The sequence below is a fragment of the Bacillus sp. 41-22 genome, from assembly GCF_025809295.1.
GTDB lineage: Bacteria > Bacillota > Bacilli > Bacillales > Bacillaceae_G > Bacillus_A > Bacillus_A mycoides.
The window spans coordinates 3,329,385-3,355,592 of record NZ_CP084035.1; the positions used below are offsets into that span (position 1 = coordinate 3,329,385).

Annotated in this window: 28 protein-coding genes; 9 read left to right on the top strand and 19 right to left on the bottom strand. The window is 35.0% G+C overall.

The window, feature by feature from the left end:
• Window positions 1-34: 34 nt before the first annotated feature.
• Complete coding sequence (locus tag LCF45_RS17010) at window positions 35-1,651, bottom strand: FAD-dependent oxidoreductase (protein ID WP_078203392.1); 1,617 nt, start codon at window positions 1,649-1,651, stop codon at window positions 35-37.
• A 533-nt stretch (window positions 1,652-2,184) separates the two neighbouring features.
• Here LCF45_RS17010 and LCF45_RS17015 point away from each other — a divergent pair.
• The 5 genes from LCF45_RS17015 (at window position 2,185) to LCF45_RS17035 (ending at window position 6,746) form a co-directional block, all read left to right on the top strand.
• Window positions 2,185-2,529, top strand: coding sequence for an ArsR/SmtB family transcription factor (locus tag LCF45_RS17015; RefSeq protein WP_002033417.1), 345 nt, complete (start codon window positions 2,185-2,187; stop codon window positions 2,527-2,529).
• Window positions 2,530-2,547: 18 nt separating this feature from the next.
• Complete coding sequence (locus LCF45_RS17020; RefSeq protein WP_002190327.1) at window positions 2,548-3,546, top strand: NADP-dependent oxidoreductase; 999 nt, start codon at window positions 2,548-2,550, stop codon at window positions 3,544-3,546.
• 177 nt (window positions 3,547-3,723) lie between these two features.
• Window positions 3,724-5,190, top strand: a complete 1,467-nt coding sequence (locus LCF45_RS17025; RefSeq protein WP_263892999.1) for a protein adenylyltransferase SelO — start codon at window positions 3,724-3,726, stop codon at window positions 5,188-5,190.
• 276 nt (window positions 5,191-5,466) lie between these two features.
• Window positions 5,467-6,561 carry a response regulator aspartate phosphatase gene (locus LCF45_RS17030; RefSeq protein ID WP_001102705.1) on the top strand — a complete coding sequence of 365 codons (1,095 nt, stop codon included), beginning with the start codon at window positions 5,467-5,469 and terminating at the stop codon, window positions 6,559-6,561.
• A complete protein-coding gene (locus LCF45_RS17035; protein WP_000592011.1) occupies window positions 6,558-6,746 on the top strand; it encodes a Phr family secreted Rap phosphatase inhibitor in 189 nt (62 codons plus the stop codon). The genes LCF45_RS17030 and LCF45_RS17035 overlap by 4 nt, the downstream gene beginning before the upstream one ends.
• 46 nt (window positions 6,747-6,792) lie before the next feature.
• On the opposite strand, the gene LCF45_RS27070 is transcribed toward LCF45_RS17035, so the two are convergent.
• From LCF45_RS27070 to LCF45_RS17060, 6 genes are all read right to left on the bottom strand, one after another.
• Window positions 6,793-7,002 (bottom strand): hypothetical protein, encoded by a 210-nt coding sequence (locus tag LCF45_RS27070; protein WP_016120604.1) that lies wholly within the window; start codon window positions 7,000-7,002, stop codon window positions 6,793-6,795.
• Window positions 7,003-7,352: 350 nt separating this feature from the next.
• The gene (locus LCF45_RS17040; RefSeq protein ID WP_000275775.1) at window positions 7,353-7,958 is read right to left on the bottom strand and encodes an FMN-binding negative transcriptional regulator; all 606 of its coding nucleotides are present in this window, start codon (window positions 7,956-7,958) and stop codon (window positions 7,353-7,355) included.
• A 192-nt stretch (window positions 7,959-8,150) separates the two neighbouring features.
• A complete protein-coding gene (locus LCF45_RS17045) occupies window positions 8,151-8,687 on the bottom strand; it encodes a GrpB family protein (protein WP_263893001.1) in 537 nt (178 codons plus the stop codon).
• A 24-nt stretch (window positions 8,688-8,711) separates the two neighbouring features.
• The gene (locus LCF45_RS17050; RefSeq protein WP_088290914.1) at window positions 8,712-9,059 is read right to left on the bottom strand and encodes a DUF4260 domain-containing protein; all 348 of its coding nucleotides are present in this window, start codon (window positions 9,057-9,059) and stop codon (window positions 8,712-8,714) included.
• A gap of 6 nt (window positions 9,060-9,065) precedes the next feature.
• Entirely contained in the window at window positions 9,066-10,457 is a 1,392-nt protein-coding gene (locus tag LCF45_RS17055; RefSeq protein WP_263893002.1) for an FAD-binding oxidoreductase, read from the bottom strand.
• A 171-nt stretch (window positions 10,458-10,628) separates the two neighbouring features.
• A complete protein-coding gene (locus tag LCF45_RS17060) occupies window positions 10,629-11,027 on the bottom strand; it encodes a DUF2871 family protein (protein WP_033729908.1) in 399 nt (132 codons plus the stop codon).
• A 255-nt stretch (window positions 11,028-11,282) separates the two neighbouring features.
• Between LCF45_RS17060 and LCF45_RS17065 the strand changes: the two genes are divergently transcribed.
• On the top strand, window positions 11,283-11,786 hold the full coding sequence (locus LCF45_RS17065; RefSeq protein WP_000636220.1) for a GNAT family N-acetyltransferase: 504 nt from the start codon (window positions 11,283-11,285) through the stop codon (window positions 11,784-11,786).
• A 33-nt stretch (window positions 11,787-11,819) separates the two neighbouring features.
• Here LCF45_RS17065 and colA read toward each other — a convergent pair whose 3' ends face one another.
• Window positions 11,820-14,735: a collagenase ColA gene (colA, locus tag LCF45_RS17070; protein WP_002128448.1), complete on the bottom strand. Its 2,916-nt coding sequence runs from the start codon at window positions 14,733-14,735 to the stop codon at window positions 11,820-11,822.
• A gap of 203 nt (window positions 14,736-14,938) precedes the next feature.
• The gene (locus tag LCF45_RS17075; RefSeq protein WP_002066498.1) at window positions 14,939-15,616 is read right to left on the bottom strand and encodes an MgtC/SapB family protein; all 678 of its coding nucleotides are present in this window, start codon (window positions 15,614-15,616) and stop codon (window positions 14,939-14,941) included.
• A gap of 313 nt (window positions 15,617-15,929) precedes the next feature.
• On the opposite strand from LCF45_RS17075, the gene LCF45_RS17080 reads away from it, so the two are divergent.
• The gene (locus LCF45_RS17080) at window positions 15,930-16,448 is read left to right on the top strand and encodes a GNAT family N-acetyltransferase (protein WP_078203397.1); all 519 of its coding nucleotides are present in this window, start codon (window positions 15,930-15,932) and stop codon (window positions 16,446-16,448) included.
• Between the two features lie 200 nt (window positions 16,449-16,648).
• Here the strand turns inward: LCF45_RS17080 and LCF45_RS17085 are convergent, their stop codons facing one another.
• The gene (locus tag LCF45_RS17085) at window positions 16,649-17,557 is read right to left on the bottom strand and encodes a VOC family protein (RefSeq protein WP_078203398.1); all 909 of its coding nucleotides are present in this window, start codon (window positions 17,555-17,557) and stop codon (window positions 16,649-16,651) included.
• A gap of 222 nt (window positions 17,558-17,779) precedes the next feature.
• Window positions 17,780-18,691 carry a VanW family protein gene (locus tag LCF45_RS17090; RefSeq protein WP_002128453.1) on the bottom strand — a complete coding sequence of 304 codons (912 nt, stop codon included), beginning with the start codon at window positions 18,689-18,691 and terminating at the stop codon, window positions 17,780-17,782.
• Window positions 18,692-19,155: 464 nt separating this feature from the next.
• Between LCF45_RS17090 and LCF45_RS17095 the strand changes: the two genes are divergently transcribed.
• A complete protein-coding gene (locus tag LCF45_RS17095) occupies window positions 19,156-19,482 on the top strand; it encodes a hypothetical protein (protein WP_002087720.1) in 327 nt (108 codons plus the stop codon).
• Window positions 19,483-19,597: 115 nt separating this feature from the next.
• Window positions 19,598-20,689, top strand: a complete 1,092-nt coding sequence (locus tag LCF45_RS17100) for a DUF3900 domain-containing protein (protein ID WP_002128454.1) — start codon at window positions 19,598-19,600, stop codon at window positions 20,687-20,689.
• A 313-nt stretch (window positions 20,690-21,002) separates the two neighbouring features.
• Here LCF45_RS17100 and LCF45_RS17105 read toward each other — a convergent pair whose 3' ends face one another.
• From LCF45_RS17105 to LCF45_RS17140, 8 genes are all read right to left on the bottom strand, one after another.
• Complete coding sequence (locus LCF45_RS17105; RefSeq protein WP_002087722.1) at window positions 21,003-21,350, bottom strand: hypothetical protein; 348 nt, start codon at window positions 21,348-21,350, stop codon at window positions 21,003-21,005.
• 342 nt (window positions 21,351-21,692) lie between these two features.
• Window positions 21,693-22,538, bottom strand: a complete 846-nt coding sequence (locus LCF45_RS17110) for an exonuclease (RefSeq protein ID WP_002167856.1) — start codon at window positions 22,536-22,538, stop codon at window positions 21,693-21,695.
• Window positions 22,539-22,727: 189 nt separating this feature from the next.
• Window positions 22,728-22,928, bottom strand: coding sequence for a cold shock-like protein CspB (gene cspB / locus LCF45_RS17115; protein WP_001179147.1), 201 nt, complete (start codon window positions 22,926-22,928; stop codon window positions 22,728-22,730).
• Window positions 22,929-23,146: 218 nt separating this feature from the next.
• Window positions 23,147-24,046 (bottom strand): WD40/YVTN/BNR-like repeat-containing protein, encoded by a 900-nt coding sequence (locus tag LCF45_RS17120; RefSeq protein WP_002087724.1) that lies wholly within the window; start codon window positions 24,044-24,046, stop codon window positions 23,147-23,149.
• A 16-nt stretch (window positions 24,047-24,062) separates the two neighbouring features.
• The gene (locus tag LCF45_RS17125) at window positions 24,063-24,506 is read right to left on the bottom strand and encodes a flavodoxin (protein ID WP_001062757.1); all 444 of its coding nucleotides are present in this window, start codon (window positions 24,504-24,506) and stop codon (window positions 24,063-24,065) included.
• A 142-nt stretch (window positions 24,507-24,648) separates the two neighbouring features.
• Complete coding sequence (locus tag LCF45_RS17130) at window positions 24,649-25,269, bottom strand: acetate uptake transporter (protein ID WP_000070943.1); 621 nt, start codon at window positions 25,267-25,269, stop codon at window positions 24,649-24,651.
• A gap of 86 nt (window positions 25,270-25,355) precedes the next feature.
• Complete coding sequence (locus LCF45_RS17135; protein WP_078206638.1) at window positions 25,356-25,751, bottom strand: NUDIX hydrolase; 396 nt, start codon at window positions 25,749-25,751, stop codon at window positions 25,356-25,358.
• Window positions 25,748-26,089 carry an ASCH domain-containing protein gene (locus tag LCF45_RS17140; RefSeq protein WP_002128458.1) on the bottom strand — a complete coding sequence of 114 codons (342 nt, stop codon included), beginning with the start codon at window positions 26,087-26,089 and terminating at the stop codon, window positions 25,748-25,750. The genes LCF45_RS17135 and LCF45_RS17140 overlap by 4 nt, the downstream gene beginning before the upstream one ends.
• Between the last annotated feature and the right edge of the window lie 119 nt (window positions 26,090-26,208).

The window sequence follows — 26,208 nt, forward strand, 5'->3', positions numbered from 1 at the left end:
TTCTGCTTTTGAAATACAAGCGGTGTTTTTATATTTAATTACATAATAAACGATTCATTATCTCTTCAAGTAATATACCCGGCTTTACTACCTCATTTTCCGTACGCCATCCAATAAATCCATCTGGTCTTATTACTACCGCTCCTCCATTTTCTATCCCGTATAGTTTTCTAAAAAAGTTACCTTGATGGATAAAATCACCAGTTAAACCTACCTGATACACTTTTATCTTTACTCCTAATCCAGATGAAACAACATTTGCAGCTTCAGTCCAAGTACTAGGCTCTGCTCCAGTAAGTAACACAAAGTTGCTACCAAATAGATCAAGTATAGAAACTTCTTTTCCTTCATAAGTTCCCCAAAAATGTGGCGCACGCGTTCCCGGGCGTCCGTTCAAATCAACTATATTCATTCTATGCGGTGTGTTACATTCGTCTATAATTGCTTCTGAGCAATACTGATAACCAGCAGTGACAGCTAAACTATCCATATTACTCAAATTACCTTCCTCTCTATTCGCAGCACGAAATAATATACTACTCGCATGGTCCGTCGTTAATTTTGCAACAGGATATCTCTCGTCATGATAGGTTTCTAACAATTTTGGATTTGCTTTCCCTTTTATAACAGCCGCTAATTTCCAAGCTAAATTATGTGCATCTTGTATTCCTGTATTTGAACCGAATCCTCCTGTTGGCGGCATAATATGCGCCGAGTCACCAACTAAAAAGATGCGATTGTCCTGAAATTTTACCGCTGTACTTTCACTCGCTTCCCACGGCAAAACACTTACTATTTCTGGCTTAATATCCGTACTTCCAATTGCAGTTTGAATAATTTGTTTACAGCGTTCTATAGAGAAATCCTCTGGTCGCTCCCCTTTTACTGGATCATAAGCTACATGATAAATCCATTTACTTTCGTTATCGACTGGAATAAGCGCACCAATTACTTCTGGATGAAGTATCATAGTAAAACCGAATGCGTCTCCTTTAATAAATTCACTCAAATCCGCTTCAAAATATATGTTCATATAATAACCACCGATTGTACCACGGCCCTCGGTTAAAATACCTAACTGTTCACGTATTTTACTTTTCGCTCCATCTGCTGCAATTACATAATCACAATGAATCATGCTCTCTTCTTTCGTTTTACGATTTCGAATCGTTGCTATTACTCCGTTTCCATTTTGCTCATAAGAAACTAGTTCATGATAAAAAGATAGCTTCCCGCCTAATCTCTGTGCTTCTTGTAACATCATCTCCTCTAAAGTAATTTGATAACAAGCAGTTTGTTTTGATGGGCTAATCTCTTCCACTTTACGAAATAAATTTTCGTTATTTTCATACTGCGCCGCCCTTATTTGTTCCAACTCTTCATGCTTTACCTCAGCTATTGTTTGAACTGCAATTCTCCCGTGACAATTCTCTAATGCTTTACCAGCTAATCTAATTCCTTTTTCTAGACCCAGTTCTCGGAATAATTCCATTGTGCGAAATGTAATTCCACCCGCTTTCGGATGAATCGCAGTAGACGGATGCCTTTCAATAAGTACATAATCAATGTTATGTTTCGCAAGAAATAATGCAGACGATAATCCTGATAATCCCCCTCCAACAATTAAAACTGGTACATGTTTCGATTCCATACATTTTCCCTCCACATATATTCTTCTGAGCTCAGTGACATAAATATAATCAAAAAACCAACAAAAATATAGACTTATATTTCATTTTGAATTATCATATAGATAGATTACGCCCCAAATTACTTTTATCCTTTCATACATCTACAAGTCACTTAATTTGTGTGTGTATGAAAGAATAAAAAAGAAGGCCCTACTTTACTTTGAACTATTCTCTGATATAGACATCAAAAATAATAAAAACATTATAAGCGGTCGTAACCTTGTAAATTATACAAGGTTACGACCGCTTATTTTATTGTTAAATGGCTACCCTTTATCCTCGGCAGACAACGCATTGTTAAATCATTTCCTACCGTTCAACTCCATTATTTTCTATTCCCTATAATAACTACTCCATTATTTTCTATACGTACAAATTGATTCGTCTCGATTTTCTTTCTCAATATTGCAGCTCATACAACATTCATGTAGCATTACCGTATCGATGTAATGGTTCATCATCTTAAACCTTTCGACTAATTATTGGAGGTATAGTGATTGAAATGAATAAACAAGAACAATTAAATGTTATTAAAGAAGATTTTATTAATTGTCAAAAAGTATTAGTGGCAATTGGTGACGAAACACGTCAAGCTATTTTGTTAGTTCTAATGAAAACAGAATGTCAAACTGGATTACGTGTTGGCGAAATCACTAAACAAACACACCTTTCTCGACCAGCAGTATCACATCACCTTAAGATTTTACGAGAAGCTGGTATTATTTTAATGCGTAAAGAAGGTACAAAGAACTTTTATTATATTGACATACGTACAAAATTAGGATTATTAAAAAATCTTGTATTAGATATTGAGAAGCTACTGCAAAACTTTTATTGAACTTTGGAGGTATAAGAAATGAGAGCAATGGTGATTGATAAGTACGGGAAAGTTCCAATGCGTATGACTGAGATGCCCACCCCTGAAATAAATGAGTATGAGGTGCTCGCAGAAATTCATGCAGCTAGCATTAACCCAATTGATTTTAAAATACGCGATGGAAAAGTGAAGTTGTTACTTAAATATAAAATGCCCCTTATTCTTGGTAATGACTTTTCTGGTGTCATTGTAAAAGTCGGAACAAAGGTGACTCAATTTAAAGTTGGTGATGAAATATATGCACGTCCAAGAAAAGATAAGATCGGTACTTTTGCGGAATATATAGCCATTCATGAAGATGATATAGCCTTAAAACCGAAAAATTTAACTTTCGAGGAAGCGGCGTCGATTCCACTCGTTGGCTTAACATCATATCAAGCATTACATGACATCATGCAATTACAAAAAGGACAAAAGATTTTGATTCACGCTGGATCCGGCGGTGTTGGTACTTTCGCAATTCAGTTAGCAAAAATAATGGGTGCCACTGTTGCAACAACTGCTAGTGAAGCTGGTGAAAATTTAGTAAAGTCTCTTGGCGCAGATGAAATTATTAATTACAAAAAAGAAAAGTTTGAAGATATACTGAAAAATTATGATGCGGTATTTGATACACTTGGCGGTACAACACTTGAAAAATCATTCGATATTATAAAAAGCGAAGGGAACATTGTTTCCGTTTCAGGAATGCCGAATGCTCGCTTCGGTAAAGAATTTGGTTCAGGATTTTTCAAAACACTCTTATTTTCATTAGCAAGCAAAAAACTTACTGCACTTGAAAAAAAGCATAATGCTCAATATTCGTTTTTGTTTATGAAACCAAGCGGAGATCAATTACGTATAATTGCAAAGTATATTGAATCTGGACAAATCAAACCTATAATCGATCGCATTTTCCCTTTTGAAGATACTCAAAAAGCAATGGAATATTCAGAGTCTGGAAGAGCAAAAGGAAAGATAATTGTAAAAATCAAATAATAATAAAACTCCATTTTTTTAAAATGGAGTTTTATTATTTGCTGTTAAATAGACATAGTGCAATGAAGTCCTTACAATAGATTTCAAGGGGAAATATCATATTATACTTTTAGCTAATTTTACAAAGAATACATACGTACAAATACATAATAAAAAAATAAACAAGGAGGAGATAAAATGACTAAAAATAATGAAGCAGGTTGGAATTTAGATAATAGTTATACGACTTTACCACAATCATTTTATACAGAAATCCCCCCAACTCCTGTACACTCACCGGAGTTAATTAAACTAAATAATTCTTTAGCAATATCTCTTGGCTTTAATCCTGAGGAACTAAAAAAGGACGCTGAAATCGCCATTTTAGCTGGTAATACTATTCCAGAAGGAGCTCATCCACTAGCTCAAGCGTATGCTGGGCACCAATTTGGTCATTTCAACATGTTAGGAGATGGTCGTGCCCTTTTAATTGGAGAACAAATTACTCCTTCAGGCGAACGGTTTGATATTCAATTGAAAGGTTCCGGTCCAACTCCATATTCGCGCCGTGGTGATGGTCGCGCTGCACTCGGTCCAATGCTACGTGAGTATATTATTAGTGAAGCGATGTACGCGCTTGATATTCCAACTACTCGCAGTTTAGCAGTAGTCTCAACTGGCGAAACAATCTATCGCGAAACGAAGTTACCTGGAGCTATTTTAACTAGAGTTGCAAGCAGTCATATACGCGTTGGAACATTCCAATACGCCGCAGCTCGAGGCTCAATCGAAGATCTCAAAGCTTTAGCTGATTATACGATAAAAAGACATTATCCAGAGGTTGAATCTACTGAAAATCCATATGTCGCACTACTACAAGAAGTCATTAAGAGACAAGCAAGCCTTATCGCAAAATGGCAACTCGTTGGCTTCATTCACGGCGTAATGAACACTGACAATATAACGATTAGCGGTGAAACGATTGATTACGGTCCATGTGCCTTTATGGATAGTTATAATCAAGGAACAGTATTTAGCTCTATTGACACACAAGGCCGTTATGCATACGGAAATCAACCATATATGGCTGCATGGGATCTCGCACGTTTAGCTGAATCTTTAATACCGATACTACATGAAGATGAAGAAGAAGCACTAAAAATTGCACAAGATGAAATTTCAAAGTTCAGTGTGCAGTACGAAAACAATTGGTTCCTCGGAACGAAGAAGAAATTAGGACTATTTAGCAATGAAGAGCAAGATCAATCACTTATTGAGAAACTTTTAAAAGCAATGGAAAAATATAAAGCAGATTATACAAATACATTCCGTGCATTAACTGACAATATATTAGAAAATGCACCTTTATTTGAAAGTCCTGAATTTAAAGAATGGTACGAGCTATGGCAATCTCGGTTAGAAAGACAAAAAGAATCGAAAGATGATGCATACAAATTAATGAAAAATAACAACCCAGTAATCATCCCTCGAAACCACAGAGTAGAAGAAGCACTAGAAGCAGCTGTTAAAAATGGAGACTATAGCGTAATGGAGAAACTTCTTCAAGCTTTAGCAAATCCTTATGAATATTCTCAAGAACAAGTGGATTACTGCACGCCTCCTGTGCCGTCTAATCGCCCTTATCGTACTTTTTGTGGGACGTGATTGTTTAATATGTAAAAAGGTGTGTTCATACAAATTGTGTGAACACACTTTTTTTATACACTTCCCTTTTAAACAGATAGACTGAAGCATCTTATAGTTATCCTTACTATATTCCACACTCCCCTCCCTTAAACTAAAGAACAAAACTGACTTTATTCCAATTTGTTTAATAATAAATCCACTAAACAAATATTGAGAAATATAAAACCCCATTTCTAAATATTATTATTTTTGATAATATGTTTTATAAGAATATTCAAAAAGTGAGGGGATTTCATGAACGTTCAACTACAAGGTAATGAACAAATTACAAAACTATTTAATGATTGGTATTTAGCTATGCTAAAGCAAGATGTTTCACAGGCGACGAATTTAAAGCATGAAATTGAGGAAAAGGAACTACATTTTAAAGAAGACGAAAATTTAGCATTATACTATTCCTTACTAGATTTTCGCTATAAAATTTTAACAGCTAGTTTAAGTATTACTAAAGATAGTTTTGATAAGATAGATTCTTATACCATCTCATCTAATCATCCACTTTCTTATTACTATAATTTGTTTAAAGCGATTTATGCTACTTTAACAACAAATTATAACTTAGCGAGTAAACATTATGAAAAGGCAGAGAAACTATTAGTCAATATTTCAGATAAATTAGAGGAAGCCGAATTCAATTATCGATTCGCTATCTTTAATCAACATTTTTATAAACCTATTGAAGCAATTCAGCAAGCAACAAAAGCCAGAGAAATTTTCATTACTGAAAAAGGATTTGAAATAAAATTAGCGCTTTGTGACAACATAATTGGTTCTTCATGTGTATTTTTAAAACAATATGAACAAGCAGAGGAAAAATTCAATTCTGCTCTTTCTATTTTACAAAAATTCAACGAGAATGCTTTAGTTTTAAGTGTTCGCAATAATCTAGGTTGGCTCTATGCAAGTCAAAACCTTTCTCCTCTAGCAATTCGACATTTATCAGAAGTTACAACAAAAATACCTACACATTTTAAAGCGACCTTTTTACAAGCTAGAGAACATTCTAAACTTGGTGAAATAAATATTGCGGAAGAACTTATTAAAAAAGGATTAAAAGTTTGTACAGAACTAAATAATGAAGAATATATACTTCATTTTAAAAATTTAAATTCATTTAACAATAATGAGTCAACTGAAGATCTAGAAAAAATTATTCTTGAAGGAATTACTTATTTCGACAAAGAATCTTTATATAACTACACTCAAGAGTATTCAGAGAAACTAGCTGTTAAATTTTATGATGAAAATAATCATATAAAGGCGAGTGAATATTTTCATAAAGCGTTACAAGCAAAAGAAAAAACGTTTGAGAAAGGAGCTCTAAAATGATTAAAAAAATTAGTTCTCTCGTTTTAGGATTATCTGTTATTGGTATTGTGTCTATTGGAATAAATAGTTCATTTACATATCAAGCAAGTCATGCCGATCTTCCTGCACCACAAAGACCTGATTTTGTTCAATCAGTTGACGTTAGTAAAGACTACAACACGACAACAGCTGAAAAAGCACTTTAAAAAATGAAAGACCTTCAATTAAGAAGGTCTTTTTAAATGCGCTTATTTAGTTAATATAATCCAATATTTTTTCATAGCCAAATGGTAACACCCATGATACTAAACAGCCTATCATAATTGAAACACTTAATAAAAAAATAAATTTCCGAAATGATATATCATTCCTCTTGTACCCCGTAAAACAAGCCTTTGTTATAACAAAAACAGTCATCATTATGATAGTCGCTGAAAAGATGGCTACTAAAAACACTTCCATTTTGTTTCCCACTATAAAATATCCTAACTTTAATTTTACCATTAAATGAGTATAACAAAGACAAACTATTTCTTAATATACGGTTTTCTATATGCCTCCGACGGGATTCGAACCCGTACTCCTTTCGTAAGCATAGGCTAAGGGGAACACGCTTCCCTACGGAATTTCACCGACAGGAGTTTCACCTGTCTCAGCTTATTTGCTTTTCGGTGCTTCTGAAACCTTCGCCTTGCGACCCGGTTCTACACTGTTTTCCGGCGCTCTTCCCTTCTAGAGCTACGGAGGCAGTTTTTCTTTCAAGTAAAAGATATTTCTACAAAAATAGAAATATCCCTTTACTTCATATGAAATCACTCTATTTCTTTCATCAAATCAGCAATCCCCCTACTCCCCTCACTACCAACTTTCTCAAGTTCCTCCACAACTAATTTCCGTCTTTGCCCAGAATGATTTTGACTTAACTTCGCTTTTCCTTCTATATTATTTATCTTTATTTTGAACCCAACTATTCCCCTACTTAATCCTTCCATATAATTCGGATCTACATCCTTCAGTGAGTAGGTGCTCTTTGAGTTTTCATATTTATGTACTAAATCTTGAAGAGAATCTATTAATTCCTGTTCATCTTCAACAATTTCTAACTCTCCATATACATGGACCGCAACATAGTTCCATGTTGGTACTGCTTTATTTGTTTCATACCATGACGGAGAGATGTAACTATGTGGTCCTTGAAAAACAGCTAACACTTGTTGATTTTCACTATCTTTCCATTGCTCATTTGGACGTGCAAAATGCCCGGATAAAGTAAGTGTTTCCCTATTTAACAATAACGGTAAATGCGTTGCGTACGGTGCTCCGTTATGTTGAGAAAATAAAGTTGCAAAGCTATTTTGTTCAATAATTTCGTACTTCGTCTCTTCATCTTGTATAGTGAAATGTTTTGGTATGTACATAAACTCCCTCTTTTCTTTTCTTATCTTCTTATTTCTCATTATATTTACGAGATTTATTATTTGGCAGGGGCAGATTGTAATTGTTTTATAAGGTCAGTTCATATAGTAAAACCTCTTCTTCAAAAACAATAGGTGGCATTATATGATTTCTGCCACCTTAGTCTATTTTCGTATTGATACAAACTCTTCTATTCAACTATCCTTCATAGCTTTTTCTAATACAGCTTCAATAAATTCCGTTTTGCCTAAGCTATAACCTAAGCGATTTTCCGCCGTTTCTGCTAATTCTTTCTTTAGCTTTCCATATTCAATAACAACGTTTGGATTTCCACGAAGGTAATCACGAAACGCCACATGTCTTCTTAACTCTTCACTATTCTTATCGCATACATATAAATGATGTTCCATCCAAATTGTATTCTTCCCGTCCCTCGGAACATATTGATCCTTTCTCCCAAAAGCTTCTCTCCCCTTAAAACTCCACTCTTCTTGATGAAAATAACCTATCTGTTCAAGCCTCTTTATTACTTTCGGAAAAACATCATAATCTTCTATTACAACATCGACATCTAATATCGGTTTAGAAGCAAGGCCTTTAACAGATGTACTCCCAACGTGCTCTATAGAAAAAATGAGTTCTCCCATTACGTTATTAATCAACGTCTGTAATTTACAAAATTCACTTTCCCATTGTGTATTATATTTCTCAACAGTAATAAATTGTTTCAATTGACCACCCTTCTCAAATCACTTTTATAACCTCTGAATATGCGTATCCTTAAAATCAGTTTCATACTTCAATCCATACCCAAGCATTCGATCCATTCCAATATGTGCTGTCCATATTAAACCAACCATTAAAGTTGTATCCATCTTTAAATAGACCCCTATTAAAACAAGTAATATTGATATGATATATGTGTGAAATAGATTATAAATTTGTGCACCAACACGTTTGTTAATAGCGTACGCCACCATTGCTAAATCAGGTGCAAAAAGTAATACGATAAATAATAACCAACTAAATCCACATAATGCATATATATAAATCGCAGCTAATAAGACGACCAATCCTTCAAAGTGTATAATTCGTTTCTCCAAAATTCATCATTCCTTATCTGTTAGCTTGAAAATTTTATTCGGATTTAAAATATTTTGCGGATCAAGAGCTTTCTTTATTTTCTCCATTACCAATAATGCCGCGCCATGTTCTTCTTCTTGATACTTCCGTTTTCCGATTCCAACACCATGTTCTCCCGTACACGTTCCACCACGTTTAAGAGCATATAAAACGATACTTTCATTTATTTCATCCGCTTTTTCCACTTCTTCTTTATCGTTTGGATCAACCATTAAGAGCACGTGGAAATTCCCGTCTCCTACATGGCCAAGAATACCACCAACAAGACCTACTTTATCTAATGTCTCTTTCGCATGTTGGATTGCACCCGCTAATTCTGAAATTGGTACACATACGTCTGTACTCATAAGCTTTTTACCAGGATAGCTATGCACGTAAGAGTACGCTAGATTATGCCGTGCATCCCATAATTTATTTCTCGCCGCAGTTTCCGTTTCAAAAGCAACTTCTTTACATTTATGATCAAAAACAATTTCCTTCGTAAATTCAATGTCTTGCTTTAGCCCAGCTTCATTACCGTGAAACTCTAAAAACAATGTAGGCTCTTCTCTGTAACTTGTTTCATTATAATGATTTACTTGTTTCATAGATAATTCATCTACAAGTTCAATTCTCGCAATTGGAATACCCGCTTGCAGTATATTAATAACAGCTTCTACCGCATCATTTATAGTTGGAAACGATGCTCTCGCAGCCATAACATGTTCTGGTATGCCGTATACTTTTAATGTTAACTCTGTAAAGCATCCAAGCGTACCTTCTGATCCTACGAAAATTCCATTTAAATGATAACCTGATGATGACTTCGCTGCTAAATTTCCAGTTTGTATTACTTCCCCATCAGCAAGTACCACCTCTAAATCACGAACTTGATCACGCATAACTCCATATCTCACCGCTGTCGTTCCGCTTGCATTCGTAGCAGCCATTCCACCTAACGTTGCATCTGCACCTGGGTCTACACTAAAGAACAGACCGTACTTTTTCAATTCTTTATTGAGCTGAGAGCGTGTCACTCCCGGTTGTACCTTCACTAGAAAATCTTTCTCTCTTATTTCAAGTATTTTGTTCATTAATGAAAAATCAACTGTAATCCCCTTTTCATAAGGAATTATATGACCTTCTAAACTAGAACCTACCCCAAAAGGAACGACAGGTTTTTCATGCTCACTCGCTACTTTCATTATCCTACTGACCTCTTCGGTCGTCTTCGGAAAAACAACTACATCAGGTAAACTACTAATATGATAAGATTCATCTTTACTATGTAACTCTCTTACTGTCTTATTCACAACTACTCGATCTTCGGGAAGTACACCCCTTAATTCATTTACTAAACGCTCTACCGTTATTTCCATCGTACACTCTCCTACTTTCTATAAATTAGAATTACAAAATATGTTAACTATTTTATACATAATAATCCGAAAAATTAAATAATTCAAGTTTTACATATATAAAATTCGTTTCCTACTGTCGAATAAACAAAAAGAACTTGCACTAATTAGTGCAAGTTCTTTTCAATAATACTATATTTTAAATGACTTCTTTATTAACAACATAAACCAAACTAAAGTAAATGCCATCAGAGAATGAGAGAACCCTACAATATAAGTTAACCCTTTAAAGTCCGCTCCATTTAGTTGAAGAAGTCCTCTCGCTGCCAGCGATCCTAACATTAAAGTTAATGCGATATTATGTAAAACAAACCATTTATTAAATCCTTTCACTTCATGAAAAGCGAATACCTTCGCTAATCCTAAAGCAATTAAAAAGAAGAAAAAGCCAAGTACTAACGTATGTGTATGCAAAAGATTTAATAGTGTAGATCCTAGTATTCCTTTAAATTTCCCATACTCCCTAGCGAATATTCCTGATAGTAAACCAATAATTAAATACGTAAACGATGCGTTATATAATTTCTTCATTATGTACCTCCTTAAGTAGAATGTGTAATGTGTCATATTTAGTAATAATGATAGTTATATAGTAAAAACTCCTAGTTTCCTAGGAGTCATTGTATAAGCATCTCACTCTTTACAGTCAATCCTAATTATAAAATATCCTTTTATACAAAACAATCGAACTTTATGTGAACAAGCAGGACTCTATTAAAATATGTTGCGCTTTTGTGTTACACAATCCATACTAATTATTATAACTTATAAAGGTGGTGCAATAGATTGATAGTTCTTGAAACTGAACGACTCACTCTTCGTTGGTTCGATATACAAGATGCTCCGTTTATTCTTGAGTTAGTAAACGATCCTGCATGGATTCAGTTTATTGGTGATAAAAGGGTTAGAAACCTAGAAGATGCTCAAAATTATATTTTAAACGGTCCGGTCGATATGTATAATAAAATGGGCTTTGGTCTTTACTTAGTTGAACGAAAAGAAGATCTCACTCCACTTGGCATGTGCGGCCTTATTAAAAGAGATTCATTAGAAGATGTTGATATCGGCTTTGCCTTTTTAGAAAAATTCCGTTCGAAAGGGTACGGCTATGAATCAGCTGCTGCGGTAATCGAATACGGTGTACATAAGCTAGGTATGAAACGAATTGTAGCAATTACTTCTATAGATAATGCTGCTTCAGGCAATCTGTTAGAAAAAGTAGGATTGCGATTCGAAAAAATAATTTCAGACTCCGGAGAAGATCTAAAATTATTCGGGTATAACGCATAATAAAAAAGGTCGCCATTCATGGCGACCTTTTTGTTACTTCACTTCTACCGTATAATTCCCTGTTCCCCCACCATATTGATATACATGTAAATAATACTTACCTGGATGCGCATTGTAGCTGCCCACTAATTTATTTCCTTGCGTCTGAGCATACGTAACATAATTATTTAAATCTGCTGCTGAATAAAGAACCCAGTTTACCCCAATATTATTTTCCTTCGTTACGTTAATTTGGAGATTCCTAGCTGTTTCCACATTTATTTCAAAGTAATCACTTGTATCACCGTTTCCTAAACTTGCACGTAACAATTGGTTTAACTGCAGTTTATTCGCTGTTTGGAATGAATTATTCGGCTCTTTTTCTACACTGTTATCTTCTTTCTTTTGAACCGTTACACTTGCTGTAGCAGTATTAGTTAATCCTTTATCGTCTGTTACTGTTAATTTTGCTGTATATGTTCCTTCTTTTGTATATACGTGAGTTGGATTTTGTTCACTACTTTCAGTACCATCGCCAAACTCCCATTTATAAGAAGCAATTTTCCCATCTTCATCTTTTGATCCATCGCTTTTAAACGAGATTGCTTCATTTACATTTCCGCTATACGGACCATTTATTACCGCAACTGGTGCTTTATTCACAGCACCTTCTTCTGTATTAATACCATGGAATACAACATCATATTCAAATTGTCCTGATGCATTCACACGGTAATTTACAAAGTACGCTGTTACTGTTTTATAGCCTGTCCATTCTTTTGCACTTAAACGCTTTAACGTATCATTCACGTTTTGTGTAATTGTTTTCCAGTCTTCATATTCTCCTTTTGCAGTAGTACCTGTATACGTTCCTTGTAGTGTAAATGTATTAAAGAACTGTGATTTATTTTTCTTAACTGATACATTACTTAATTTTGCTTCCGCTGTAATTTCTGCCGCAATATCCGAAACTGGTTTCGGTGCATGAGTTGCTAAATAATCATCTGACACTAACGGAACATTATATTTCTCACGATTGTCTACTAACATTTGCATATAGTCTTGATACTCTTTATTTAAATTCGCATCTTTACTTAAAGCAGAGCGGTATGCATCATATGCTGTTACATCATTTTTCCTAATAAGATCATGAACTTTATCAAACATATCGTATCTCTTATTGTACATATACGATTGTAAAGCAAAGGAATAATTGTAGAAATCCCACGTTCCATACTTTGCATTTAACGTTCGCTCTGCGGTATAACGTTCTGCTGGATTCGAAGATAGTCCTCCTATAATACTCTTTCTTGGAACGACGTTGTCCGTTCTCGTTGCACCTGCAAAAAACTCAGCATTCCCTTCTTCAAACCAAGATAATCTCTCATTCTCATACATCTTACCTTGTCCCCAAAGTCCTGGCACTTCATATCTACCTTGTAAATAATGCGTGAATTCATGTCGGAACAATTCTTCTAAACTATAAATACTTTCTTCTGGCGTACGTTCATAAGTAAAGAACGTACCTGTTCCTTCTATATAAAGACCGCCGTTATTCGTTTCATACCCGTACAATTGACGATTAAATTGATATTCAGCCGGGCTATTATAAATAACCATCGTTAATACATCATCTGGATTTCCTTTTTCTAACGGTTGGTCACTTTCAACCGTACGATGGAATTGTGCCTTCACTTCTTTTGCTGCCCAATATAAACGTTTAACTTTCTCCTCAGTCACTTTATCTCCCGCTTTTAAAACAATTGCACCATCATCAAACGTATACGTTTTCGGCAAATACTTTTTCTTCCCATCTTCTCGTATTTGATCTAAATTAACAACGTTACCGTTTGCATCTTTCCCGCCATAATTCGTCGTAATTTGCTCAGCTGCTACGAAATATTGCTCACCTAAATAAGGATAGATTTTCATCGCATCTGTTACAACTTGTAATCCTTTTGTCCCTGTACTATGGAATGTGCCGAGTCTACCTGTATAATAAATGCCATTATTAATAAGCCATCCGTTTTTCTCTGTAATCGTTCCCATTAACGCGAATCTACTTAATTCATTAATATAGCTATCTATTTTTTGGTACCATACTGTATCTTTCGGTGCTTTTCTCGTATCGTACAAATACGATTGAATATCGTAATCAACACCTTGCATAATATCGTAAATCGCATTTCCAGCTGAAAGATTATCTACCAATGTAGAAAAATTATCATTATATTGCTTAAAAATCTTTGCAGCCGATGTTATCGTTTCCACATCACTCGAAGCATTTCCTATTAATTTCCCATATGATGATACAACTTTATTTTGTTCTAACGTACCGAGTTTGAAATTTGGATTGTTCGCAATCGTTTTTAATGCAGGTAAGCACTTGTCATGATAGCTACGTTCATTTAGTTTACTTAATTCTGTATTATAAAACCCTAAATAAAACCCTGATCGCAAAACTTCCACTAATGTCTCAATCCCTTTTGAATCGTCTTGCGTATAAGCCTGTCCTTGCTGCTTCAATTTATCAATAATTGCCTGCATCCTACTATCATTTTGATAGAATGCAAGACTGTCCTTATTAAACTGAAATAGCCCCGTAATTTGCTCCCAATCGATTGTTACAAGTAAATCTACTAATTGTTGATTGCTTAATTGATTTAATTCAGCAATTGTATAAGTTTTCGCTACAGCTAATTGCTTACTTTCCTTTTTTACTTCAGGCGGTCTTTGCGATAAATCAGCAAATTGTAGCCTTTTCTCAAAAGACTTGCTTTCTAATACTTTCGATGAATGAGCTAATTCTTCCACTGGTAGTTGTACACCAACCGGCTCCATTTTTAGCACATTTCGATATGAAACTTGCTCTCCCTTAGTATCTTCCGCCAATATGCTTCCTTGAAAACTCCCTAACATTAAACTAGCAAAACTTACCCCTACTAAAACTTTTTTTGAATAGCCTTTCATGCTCTCCCCTACCTTACATTTTTTAGTGTCCCGCTCCATTATTTTACTATTCTGACTATTTATTCTGTATTGAGAAAAAAGAAGGTAACGTTCACACATGTATCCACTCAAAGCGAAATTAACACTTGACTTCACATGTGATTTATGTCAAAAAAAGATAGATAATAGCGAAATTCCTGCTACATCTATCCTCTATTTCAACACTATGATTTTAACTTTATAAACGTAATTTCCGGCAATGTTTGCATATGCTGAATAAATGCATTCTTTTCTTCTGACGATATATTTTTCAATTGCATTCCTACCTTATAAACTATTTCTGTATCTTGCTGTAAAGCTTCAACTTCATATGAAAGTATTGGAATACCTTTCACTCGTAGAGTCTCTACTATTTGTTGTACCGCTTCGTGTTTATTTATACACATTTGCACTGTTATATTTTGCGGAAATAAAAATTGCACCTTAAAAATACGACTTACAATCTCTAAACCAATCAAAACGAGAATCATCGCTCCAATCCCTACAACATACATACCTGCTCCAATTGCTAGCCCTATTCCTGCTGTAGCCCATAAACCAGCCGCTGTCGTTAATCCTTTCACTGCCTGCTTTTGAATAATGATTGTACCTGCACCTAAAAATCCAACTCCACTAACAACTTGCGCTGCAATCCGGCTCGGATCAAGAGCCATATGTTCTTCAAACACAATATCCGAAAAAGCATATTTCGAAACGACCATTATTAAAGCACTCCCTACGGCTACTAGGAAATGTGTTTTTAATCCAGCTTCTTTTGAGCGAATTTCCCTTTCAATACCGATTATCGCCCCTAACAAACCAGCAACACCGATTCGTATAATAAAATCAATATGTAAGCTCACGAGCACTTCCCCCTTTTATTCATTATAGAGAGATAAAACAAAAATTATCACATGCATCTACCCATCGATATAAAAGCATTTTATTAAAATACATTTAATATTCCAGTGATTTTATGTTAATATTTTAAATATTAACATAAATGAAACAACCTACTTCTCATACAAAAAAACTTTAAAGTTCAACGTCTAACTTATTTTCAGTTAAAAATGGCATATGAGTTGCGTGAAATGAGGTTGAGAAATTCAGGAAACGCTTTCATTTTATATCATAATTTTTGTGAAATAAAACATAAATAAAAGGAGCTTACTAACAATGAACGTCTCTTTACTTACACCTACTACTGATTTACAAGAAGAATACTTAGATTTTTATAACGAATGGAAAGATAGCGGTGAAACGATGATTCCATGGGTTATTTCAAAAAATCCTTCTAATTTCACGGCAATGATTCAAGAATTACACGACGCACATAACGGAATAAATATTCCTGAAACTTGGGTACCAGATTCTACTTATTGGCTTGTTACAAATGAAAATAAAATTGTAGGAGTTGTTAATATTCGTCATAGTTTGACGGAGCATTTATTTAATGCTGGAGGCCATATCGGTTATGGTATTCGCCCTTCTGAAAGAAGAAAAGGTTATGCTACAAAGTTACTAGAGTTATCATTAGAAAAAACGAAAGAATTAAACATCACGAAAGCACTTGTCGTTTGCGACGAGGTGAATACTGCTTCAGAGAAAACGATTTTACATAACGGCGGTCTCCGTGATGATGATTTCATTGAAGAAGATGGGAATGTTGTGAGAAGGTATTGGATTGAGCTCTAAATAATCAAAAACAAGCCAGAAAGTGATTAAACACTTTCTGGCTTGTTTTATCCCGCGTTAACGGGCAGTACAACTCCCACCTCAAAATTCAGCTGGAACAAAGAAGTTAGGCGGGGGATTAACTGCCCATAAACGCCCGATTGGTGAAGGCTAATAATCAGTGGGGGATGAACAAAGCCCCCACTGATTAAAGTTTCACTTTATACTGCTTCTATTTCAAACTGCACTGTAATACCACTTGGATCTACTACAGTAAATCCATTTGTAGTTTCATTTATTTCATGTTGTTTTTCTATTAATCTTTCTTTCACTTCATCTAACGCTTCTTTATGCGGTAGTACTATCGTATACACTTTTAGTCCAGTTGCATGTGCTGGTGGATACGGATTATTTACTCCGTTCCACGTATTTGCACCGATATGGTGATGATACCCTCCTGCCGAAATAAATAAGCAATCATCTTCACGCTGCTGCACTTCAAAGCCTACTGTTTCTACATAAAACTCATGTGACTTTTCTACATCAGCTATTCGTAAATGGACGTGCCCAACGACAGTGTCAGCAGGTAATCCATCAAACTCATAATTAACGAGCGTTGCCAGTTCTTTTAAATCTAGTGGCGTACTTCCCCCTGGCCCTTCTCCCCATTGACCTCGAGGGCGATCTGCATAAATCTCGATACCATTCCCCTCTAAATCTTGTAAATAAAACGCCTCACTATACGTATGATCACTTGCACTATTAAATCTTGAAATTGGCAAAATTTCATTTGAATATGTATAACGCCCTTCTTGCTCAGCCGGACTATCAATTACCTTTTTATTGCGAATAACACCAAATAGTGCCGAAGCAAAAGCTTCACGAGTCGGAACTAAAAAGGCTACGTGATATATACCCGTCGTACGCGGTTCTTGTAGCGCTGCATCTTCCAACTGCTCAAGAACAAGTAACGTATTCTTACCACCTTTTCCTGTTAAATATGCTTTATTCCCCTCTTGCTTACTTACCTCTAACCCTACTACATTCTCATAAAAAGCAATTTGACGCTCTAAATCTTTTACTTTAAATTCGACATGACCAATACGTGTTTTCGGATGAATTTGTACCATGAATAACTTCCTCTCCTAATCCTTTATTTCAAAACAAACTAACATCGCCGTTACTATGAAGGATACAACTAAAAACACACTATGTAAATAAGAAAAATCAGAATTCATAGTTTTTTAAGAAGGCCATTAATGACAAAAAGCCATCTCCTCTGAAATTCAGAAGAGATGGCTTCAATTATAGAAACTATAAATATTTTACTTTCTTATCCTTTAACTACATATTTATTTCATCTTATGTACTTCAGCAACTAACTTTCCGCCTTGAATGCCCATATAAAGCTTAACAGGAGCATCATTCGTATTTTCAAATACTAAGTCTAAATATGGATAAGCAATTGTAGCATCTCTTCCCTGAGGGACATAACCTACTGTTTTAGAATGTGTAGTTCTCTCTACCATTTTCAAACCAGCTTGATCTGCTGCATTGTATAGCGTTGATGATGTTTGACAAACGCCACCACCATAACCATCTACTAATTTACCATCTACAATTTCTTTACCTAATTGATATCCTTTATCTGGCGTTGTATCACCGATTAATGCATTGAAAGAGAAACTGTCTCCTTTTGCTAATACAACTCCATTTATGCTCGCTGCCGACAAACGAATATTCTCAATACGGCCACCTGCTGATCCACCTAAATTCGTTTCATATCTACCAATTACCGTGCCACTTCCTTGCGCATCACTTAATGTTGCGGTAGGCTTTTTCTCAACGATAGGTAACTGATATGAAGAATCCCACATACCAACGTTTAATAATTTATCTACTAATTCTTTTTCCATTAATTCAAAAGAAGGCTTTCCTTCTTGCCATGATCCATCAGATGCTATACGTGAAGGGACCATCTTTTTGTCAACACTTTTCCCGACTTCACCTGCAACCTTCGTTACGGATTTTTTGAATTTCGCCTCATCTTCAAAATAGCCTAAACTCGATAAGTCTATTTTTTTCACTTCAGTACCAGTACGCCCATCCACTAAGCTAATTGAATCCTGTACATCAGCCTTAGCCTCTACAACATTCCCACCAAAATCACTTACTAATGCCACATCACTTACTTTTGTACCACAACCACTTACTACAGCTACGCATAGCACCCCTACTAATATACCCTTTATTTTTCGGAACAATATACTCTCTCCTTTTCCCCAACATTATTTCTTATGTATTATTTCATTTTTATGTATCTTTTGTTACAATCATTTTACAATATATTTAGAAAATGTTACAAGTTGTTTTTTACTCTATTAAAATTACTCTTTTCTTTTGTAAATGTCTATACATATTTATATAAATTTTCGAGTTTGATAAAATTGTAACTTTTATGCAACCTATCTCCATCCAGTATATACCATTCAACAGATGAAATACAAATGTAACACCCTTTCATTTCACCTCTCTATTCACCTGCATGCTTCAGAAACCGCAATACCGCTTTCTCATATGTGATCATTATTAACAACTTAAACCGAGCTTTTATCGGTAAAAACAATCATTCACTTCAGGTATATAGGTATTTGCCGTGCCACTACTCCGCTTTTGCACATACATTATGATGAATTTAACCTATTATAAAGAAATGGAGGATGTTTTTATGTATCCCTACAATCCTTATGATCCATATAACCAATATGGTTACCAACCTCAGTATGATTTACAGGCACAATACCAACAATATATAGATCAAACAGAACAAGTTAATCCATATGATCAAAATCGACAATTTCAACTTCCAATCTCTTTCCCTGGTACTGGAAACCGTCAATTAGAAAGACGAGTAAATGAGCTTGAGCAAAGAGTACGTCAACTAGAAAACACAGTTGAGCGTCATACGCGTAGATTAAACCGCTTAAATCAGCGTTTACGTACAGTAGAAAACAGGCTAAATATTCCATTTTCAGCATTAGAAGACGGATTTTAATTTCGAAAATAACAAATATATAAGGAAGGGGCTCCCCCTTCCTTATATAAATTGACGAAAGTTTTTTCCATCTTTATACTGATAAGAGTTAATGAAATGAAACAAGGTGATAAATATGGATTTTGAAATAAATTTTCTTTCTTTTTATGTAGTACAAGTAGAAGGAAAAGGTGAAGCAGTTGATAAGCGCTATAAACATTTTCAAACATTAGACGCTGAAGAGTATGAAGATAGCTCTTTAAAAGAATTTTTGAATGGTGAATTATTAAAAATTTCAAAGCGAAAAGTAGAACGTCACGCAAAAACAGAACAAGCCCCAACGAAGATCGGTCGCTTTATTGTAGAAGAAGGGCATGAACTCGATTCAAACCCTCATTACAACTTATTTAATCGTATTCGCTTTGCAGAAACAAAAGAAAACTTCAAAGATATGAGCGAACCTCTCGTTTATACATACCTTGACACAAGCGCTGTACGTGGTGGTGTGTTTTTAATCGCTCAAGCAAAACTACGCAAATACTTTGATGATCCATTCGTATTCGTAATGAAATGTGACTTCGAACCAAAGGTTGCTTCCATTTCTGATGAATCAACACTTATTCGTAACGTTGAAATGGCCATCACAACAAAGAATATGAAATCTATCCAGTACCCATACATGCCTGAAGAAGGTATGGTGGAGCCTGGCGAACTAAAAATACACCAAGCATCACACGCCCGCTACTTTGAAGACTTCTTAAAATTCGTCGAATACGAACGCTCTATGCCTGAAATTATGAAAACACAAGTAATGGACATGGTATACGACCAAATTGAAGATGTATTTGAAGAAGGTACTGAAGAACGTGAACAGTTCGACCAAGCGATGGAAGTATGGGCTGCCAGTCCGAAACGCGAAATTATGGAACAATTTTCAACAGAAGAAGTAATGGAAGCTACCGCTCAAATCGTCGAGCACGCCCCTGAAGTGGAATTAAAGCTAAAAGCAGATCATATCTCTGTGAAGGCTTTGCTTGCTGATTTCGGAGACCTAATACATATTGCAAAGGTAAACGACCGATATGTATTAATGATTGAGGCTGATACACTTACGTTTGAGAAAGGCTTCTCTCCCATTGAGTTTTTGAAGCCGGATGAATTACAGGACGTAATTGAGCGGATTGAGAATAAACAGCAGTATTCTTATGATTCGAATGGGATCGAATAAATGCTTCCATATACCTATTTTTACTGAGCTCTATTAACAAGCGCTCTTTTATTTGGGACATAGTTGACATTTATACTAAAAACCGATTCTACTAAGAATCGGTTTTTCTTCTTTATAACAAATATGCTTATTTTTAAAAAATATTTTTGCTCCAAGATGACATTTCTTGTAGCATCAAGCAGATTCCTTCCTTGTTGTACAAGCCTATTTCCATGAGAGACATCTACTTCAATATCCCTAGTTGACCAAGTCCTTCTATAAGTTTTTGGTGTTTTTCCTTTTAGTCATTATGTATGTTGTTAAAATGAAAATTTCACTTTACTACCTCAAATTTATTGTACTCGTAAAAAGATAATTGAAAACGATATTCCGGATGCTCTCTCACCCAATCGTAGGCTTCTTCTAAAATATCCATTTTATTTTGCACGTCATTAAGTTCACTACATTCGTTCCTTTTCTGTTTACATAGAGGACAGAACCCACCCACTATCTCGGCATTCATCGCACGAATCGTTTTACTTTCTAAGTCAACTACTAGACGAAGAATAAGAGAATGCTCCGCTTTTGTAGTCACCATCATTTCAGCAATTCCATCCTCATTCCAAAAGACACCATTTAATTCCATCTGTACGGTGACATCTTTGATTTCCAAGTCTATCACTATCACACCTCCCTTGTATAAGACTCTTACCTTACTCTTCGATTTTAATCTTTAATACACCACGAGCTAAAGATATATTAAGCTTTTTCCAATTCTTCTTCTTTGCTATGAAAGGAAGTGTAATTAGTGCAAATAGTGTGGTAAATATTATCAAAAAAAACTAAAACGGTTAAAATGTTAAAGATTGCTTCCATTAAACTACACTCTTTTCTATGTATATCCGTACTAAAAACAACAAAATATTCCATTAACAATACAGGACAAGCCGTGAATTTTCCAACTAAACTTCAGCAACTTAATCCTGAAGTCTAGTTGTACATATGAATAAAATAAATTTTATTACTAACTTTCTTCTACTACTTTCTCCATCTCAGCCAAATACCTAAGCTGCCGCTCCGCTTTTCTCACCGCAGTAGGAAAGTGTTTTTTCAGAAGTTCTACTGCTGATTCACTTATATAATATCTTTCCGTTATACCTTCCCACGTGTCACTACTTTCAAATGCACTCCATACAAAAGGACGCTCTGTATTTTTTCTCAGTTCTTTAAACACCCATTTCCGCATCCTTTTTTTCGCTTTTTCTGTTAGTTTTCCGTTCTTTACAAGTTCAAGCTCACCATGTCTCTTGTATCGCTTGTTAATATCTCTCTCGCCATATACTTTCAGAAAGATATTTGCTGTATTCTCAGCATCTGCTAAAGCCCGGTGCTGCTTCCCTTCCCACGTTAAGCCGAGCTGATCCACTGCTAATTGTAAACTTGGTGTATGCTCAAATAATTCTTCATACGCCTGAAAAACAAATTTTTGCACATCAAATCTACTCTCTTTTTCCATACATGGGCATTCTACACCGTATAATGTACAATCTTGAGATAGAAAACGGTAATCTTCTTTTCCCCATGAAACAAATATTGAATCTTCTCCGATGAACTGAATAAATTTCTCTATAATTTGAGGGAAATTCCCTACACCTATTAAATCTTTCTTTGTAATTCCAGTTAATTTTGTTGTATGACGAGTTAATGGGGCACTTGGTTTTACTAACTCTGAAAATTCTCCAATAACCTTCATTGTACTCACATCTATTTTTACAGCTCCAATATCAACTATTTCTGACGGATCTTCTGATTTATACGGCCTAAAATTCCTTTCAATATCAAACACAATGAAGTGTGTAGCGTTTTTCAATTTATTTACCTCTTTCTAAATTCCTTTTCACACACATACTTTATTTTCAGTATTTATTTATTAATGCACTTTATGCATGAAAAACTTCGCATAAAAATCAAAAATTCAGTCTTATTATTACATGTACATAGGAGGATATTCAATAAAAACGCAAAAAAAAAGAAGGGCAAGCCCTTCTTTTTTTCATAATTACTTCTTGTTTACGTTTGTAGCTTGAGGTCCACGGTTACCTTGTTCTACTTCGAAAGTAACTTCTTGACCTTCTTCTAAAGATTTGAAGCCGTCGCCTTGGATAGCTGAGAAATGAACGAATACGTCTTCTCCGCCTTCAACCTCGATGAAACCGAAACCTTTTTCTGCGTTAAACCATTTTACTTTACCGTTTTGCATTTAAAAAATCCTCCTACAATGTACCTATATGTACATATTCATTTTCAACCACTTTACAATAATACATCATATATTAAAAAACTGCAACCCCAGAGGAGATTTAACATTGCTATCCTCCTCGGAAGTTACAGCTCATTTAAATCTCTATATTATTAAAAGTAAAATGGTTTAAAGTAACTATATCATACCAATATAATAAAAGTAAAGTTTTTTTAAAGTTATACAGCTTTTTTTTTCCACTGCATCGTTTTTAATTCACCTGATCCAGCTACAACATAGCCTTCTTTTTCATTAACAATGCGCCAACCATGCCCTTTAACCGAATCACATACTGTAACAATTCCTTCTTCAAGAAGCACACGGCAAACAGTGCTAATTCCCGCCTTATTTTGCGTTGACGTTGTATATAACACATGTTGATCCACACTTAAATCTAAATAACTACTCGCTTTTTGTTCACTTTGACATGTATGCCAACCTATTTTATCACTTTCGATACTCTCATTTATTCTGCAAAAAGAAATATTTCCGCTAATCCCCTTGCACGATCCACTTGCCGCTACTAAATAGGAATTATGTATAGTCAACGCAGAAATCATCTGATTCATCGCTATTTTAATCCTTTTTAATTTACGTGTCTCTAAATCAAAAAGCCAAACACCACCATATTTAGTATGTATTTTCGTACCGATAAATAAGTAATGTTTATATAAAAATAATGATCGAATAGATGGTGCCTCACTACCGTAATTAAGAAATGGCTGAATAGTCTCCCATGTGGAACCAAAATTATTAGAATGATACAGTGTTTTATCTCCATGAGCAATTACTGTTCCATTCTCATTACTACATACATTCCAGCTCGTTGCTTTCGTTGGAAAGCGCTGGATCGTCCACGTTTCTCCACCATTCATACTACGAATAAAAACTCCTTCGTCTCCTACTCCGTAAACTACGTTACCTTCACTATGTAAATCTCGAATTCGTTTTTGGAAACCAGTTAAAGCCTGTTTCCATTCTCCATCTTTTTCAATGAATAAACCATTATATGTAGTAGCTAACAAAAGCTTTCCATCTCTTAACTTTGTAATAGCAGTTGCACTTAACATTGTTTCCACGTTGACACTCCCGTTCCTAGAACTTCTCGGCAAAAGCAATTGCAAAATCACTGCATTTTTCAACGTCTTCTTTATCTTCTGGAGCTAATTCAATTTTCAATCCTTCTTGTACAAGTTCTGCCCCACATTTTACAAGACGTTCTTCAAATATCGTTACCGCTTCACAAAACAGCTCATACGCCGTATCACCTGATCCAAAAACAGCCACTTTTTTACCCGTTAAATCTATATTTTCTAACTCATCATGGAAATCTTCCGCTTCAAATGGTAATTCACCATCACCCCACGTATAAGATCCTAAAATGATTCCATCATAAGCTAATAATTCTTCAGCATCCATACCTTCCATCTCTTGTAATACTACTTCATGATCAAAGGCATCTAAACTTACTTTAATTAAATCAGCAATACTCTCTGTATTCCCTGACATACTTGCATACGCTATTAAAATTTTCGCCACTTTGGCATCCCCCTCTTACAATAAATGATTCTCATTCTCATTATATTAATAATGAGAATCAATTTCAATTATATTTTTTGCTATTTTATTTTATTCCATAAAAAAAAGAACAGATGACTATACAATCATCTGTTCTTTTTTATTACTTTTTAAAAATACCAAAGGGTTTTCCAACTGGTAATACAACTTTTCCGAAGTGTGTATTTAACACAGCTGCTGCTGAACCATAGAAAGATAATAATGAAATACATAGTTCAGAATACGCTGCTAAATTATGCATTGCGTGCGGCATAACACCTAAAGTACTTAATGAAAGACCGATAAATAAGAAATCAATAAGGACGAAAATCATAAATAATACTTTATGTGTTTCCATTGCACCAATTGTCATAAAGATCGTGAAAATCAAGTATCCGATAAAGGCTACACCGAGCTGTTTTGAATCTGCAGTTTGGGCTAATTTTTCGCCAAATACTCCAAGTTGAATTAACCAAGTCATTCCAACACCTAACCAAAATAGGCCGTACGCACCAAATGCTGTTGTACCGAACGTATTGTTGTGCTTTGCATCGTGAATGCATGCAAAGATTTGTGCAAATCCTCCTAAAAAGATTGCCCATGGTAATACAAGTGAAACGCCATCTGTTAAGCCTAACTTTTGAGACGATGCTACAAGTGTTACCATCGCTAATCCAAATAGACCGATTCCAGATGGATCTGCTGTTGTCATTTTCACATGATGTGTAGTAGTTTGATTGCTCATATAAACCTCCTGATTATAAACATACTCGAATACAATACTTAAATCAGAAGGCTATGTCAATGGTTTTTTTTGTATGTTGTCAGACCTTATATTCCATAATAATCAAATACACATTTGGCCACATCATAAGGTTTTACATTTAAATTTGGCAACTCATTTACCGGCATCCATAAAGGAATATAACTCCCTCTATCTTTCAGCTCGAACTCCTCGCCTTTACCACTTCCGAAAACTCCACCTATAATATGGGCATTATAATAATACTCCGTACCTTTATACTCCACCTTTGCAATCAGATGCTCCACTTGTATATGTACCCCTAATTCTTCATAAACCTCTCGCTTCGTTGCTTCTTCAGGCGTTTCTCCTTCTTTAATTCCCCCGCCTGGAAAAACAAAATACATCTCACCTTCTCGAACACGTTTTATAAGAGCGATTTTACCACCTTGTATAATTATAGCTGCACCGCGATTTCTTCTCACTTTATTACCTCAACACCAATCGCAACTGTTCCCCATTCTTTTTCTTGTTCTTTCGTATATATTCCGTATGTACTTTCTAACATTTCTTTTATACTAAGTTCTTCACAATCAAATAATTTTTTATCAATTTGTTCGTACATTGCTTTAAAGCTTTCGTATCGTTTTATCTCCGTTACTTTTACAGCCATCGTTTCTGCTGTCGTAAGGTTCGTAAATACAATTTCATCGTCTTGTTTTATAAGTTGACGTTTTTTATCGTATAAGCGTACTTCATATACTTTTTTTCCTAATTGAATCGACTGAAAAGGTTTATTATATAATCCCATTTCGTATCTCATACATTTCACTCCCTTTTATTCATCTTGCCTACTAACATTTTTGCACATTACCATTTCATACAACATAGTTCGCCTTACTTCACCTTACATATAATGTTCCATATCCATTACTTTCTTTA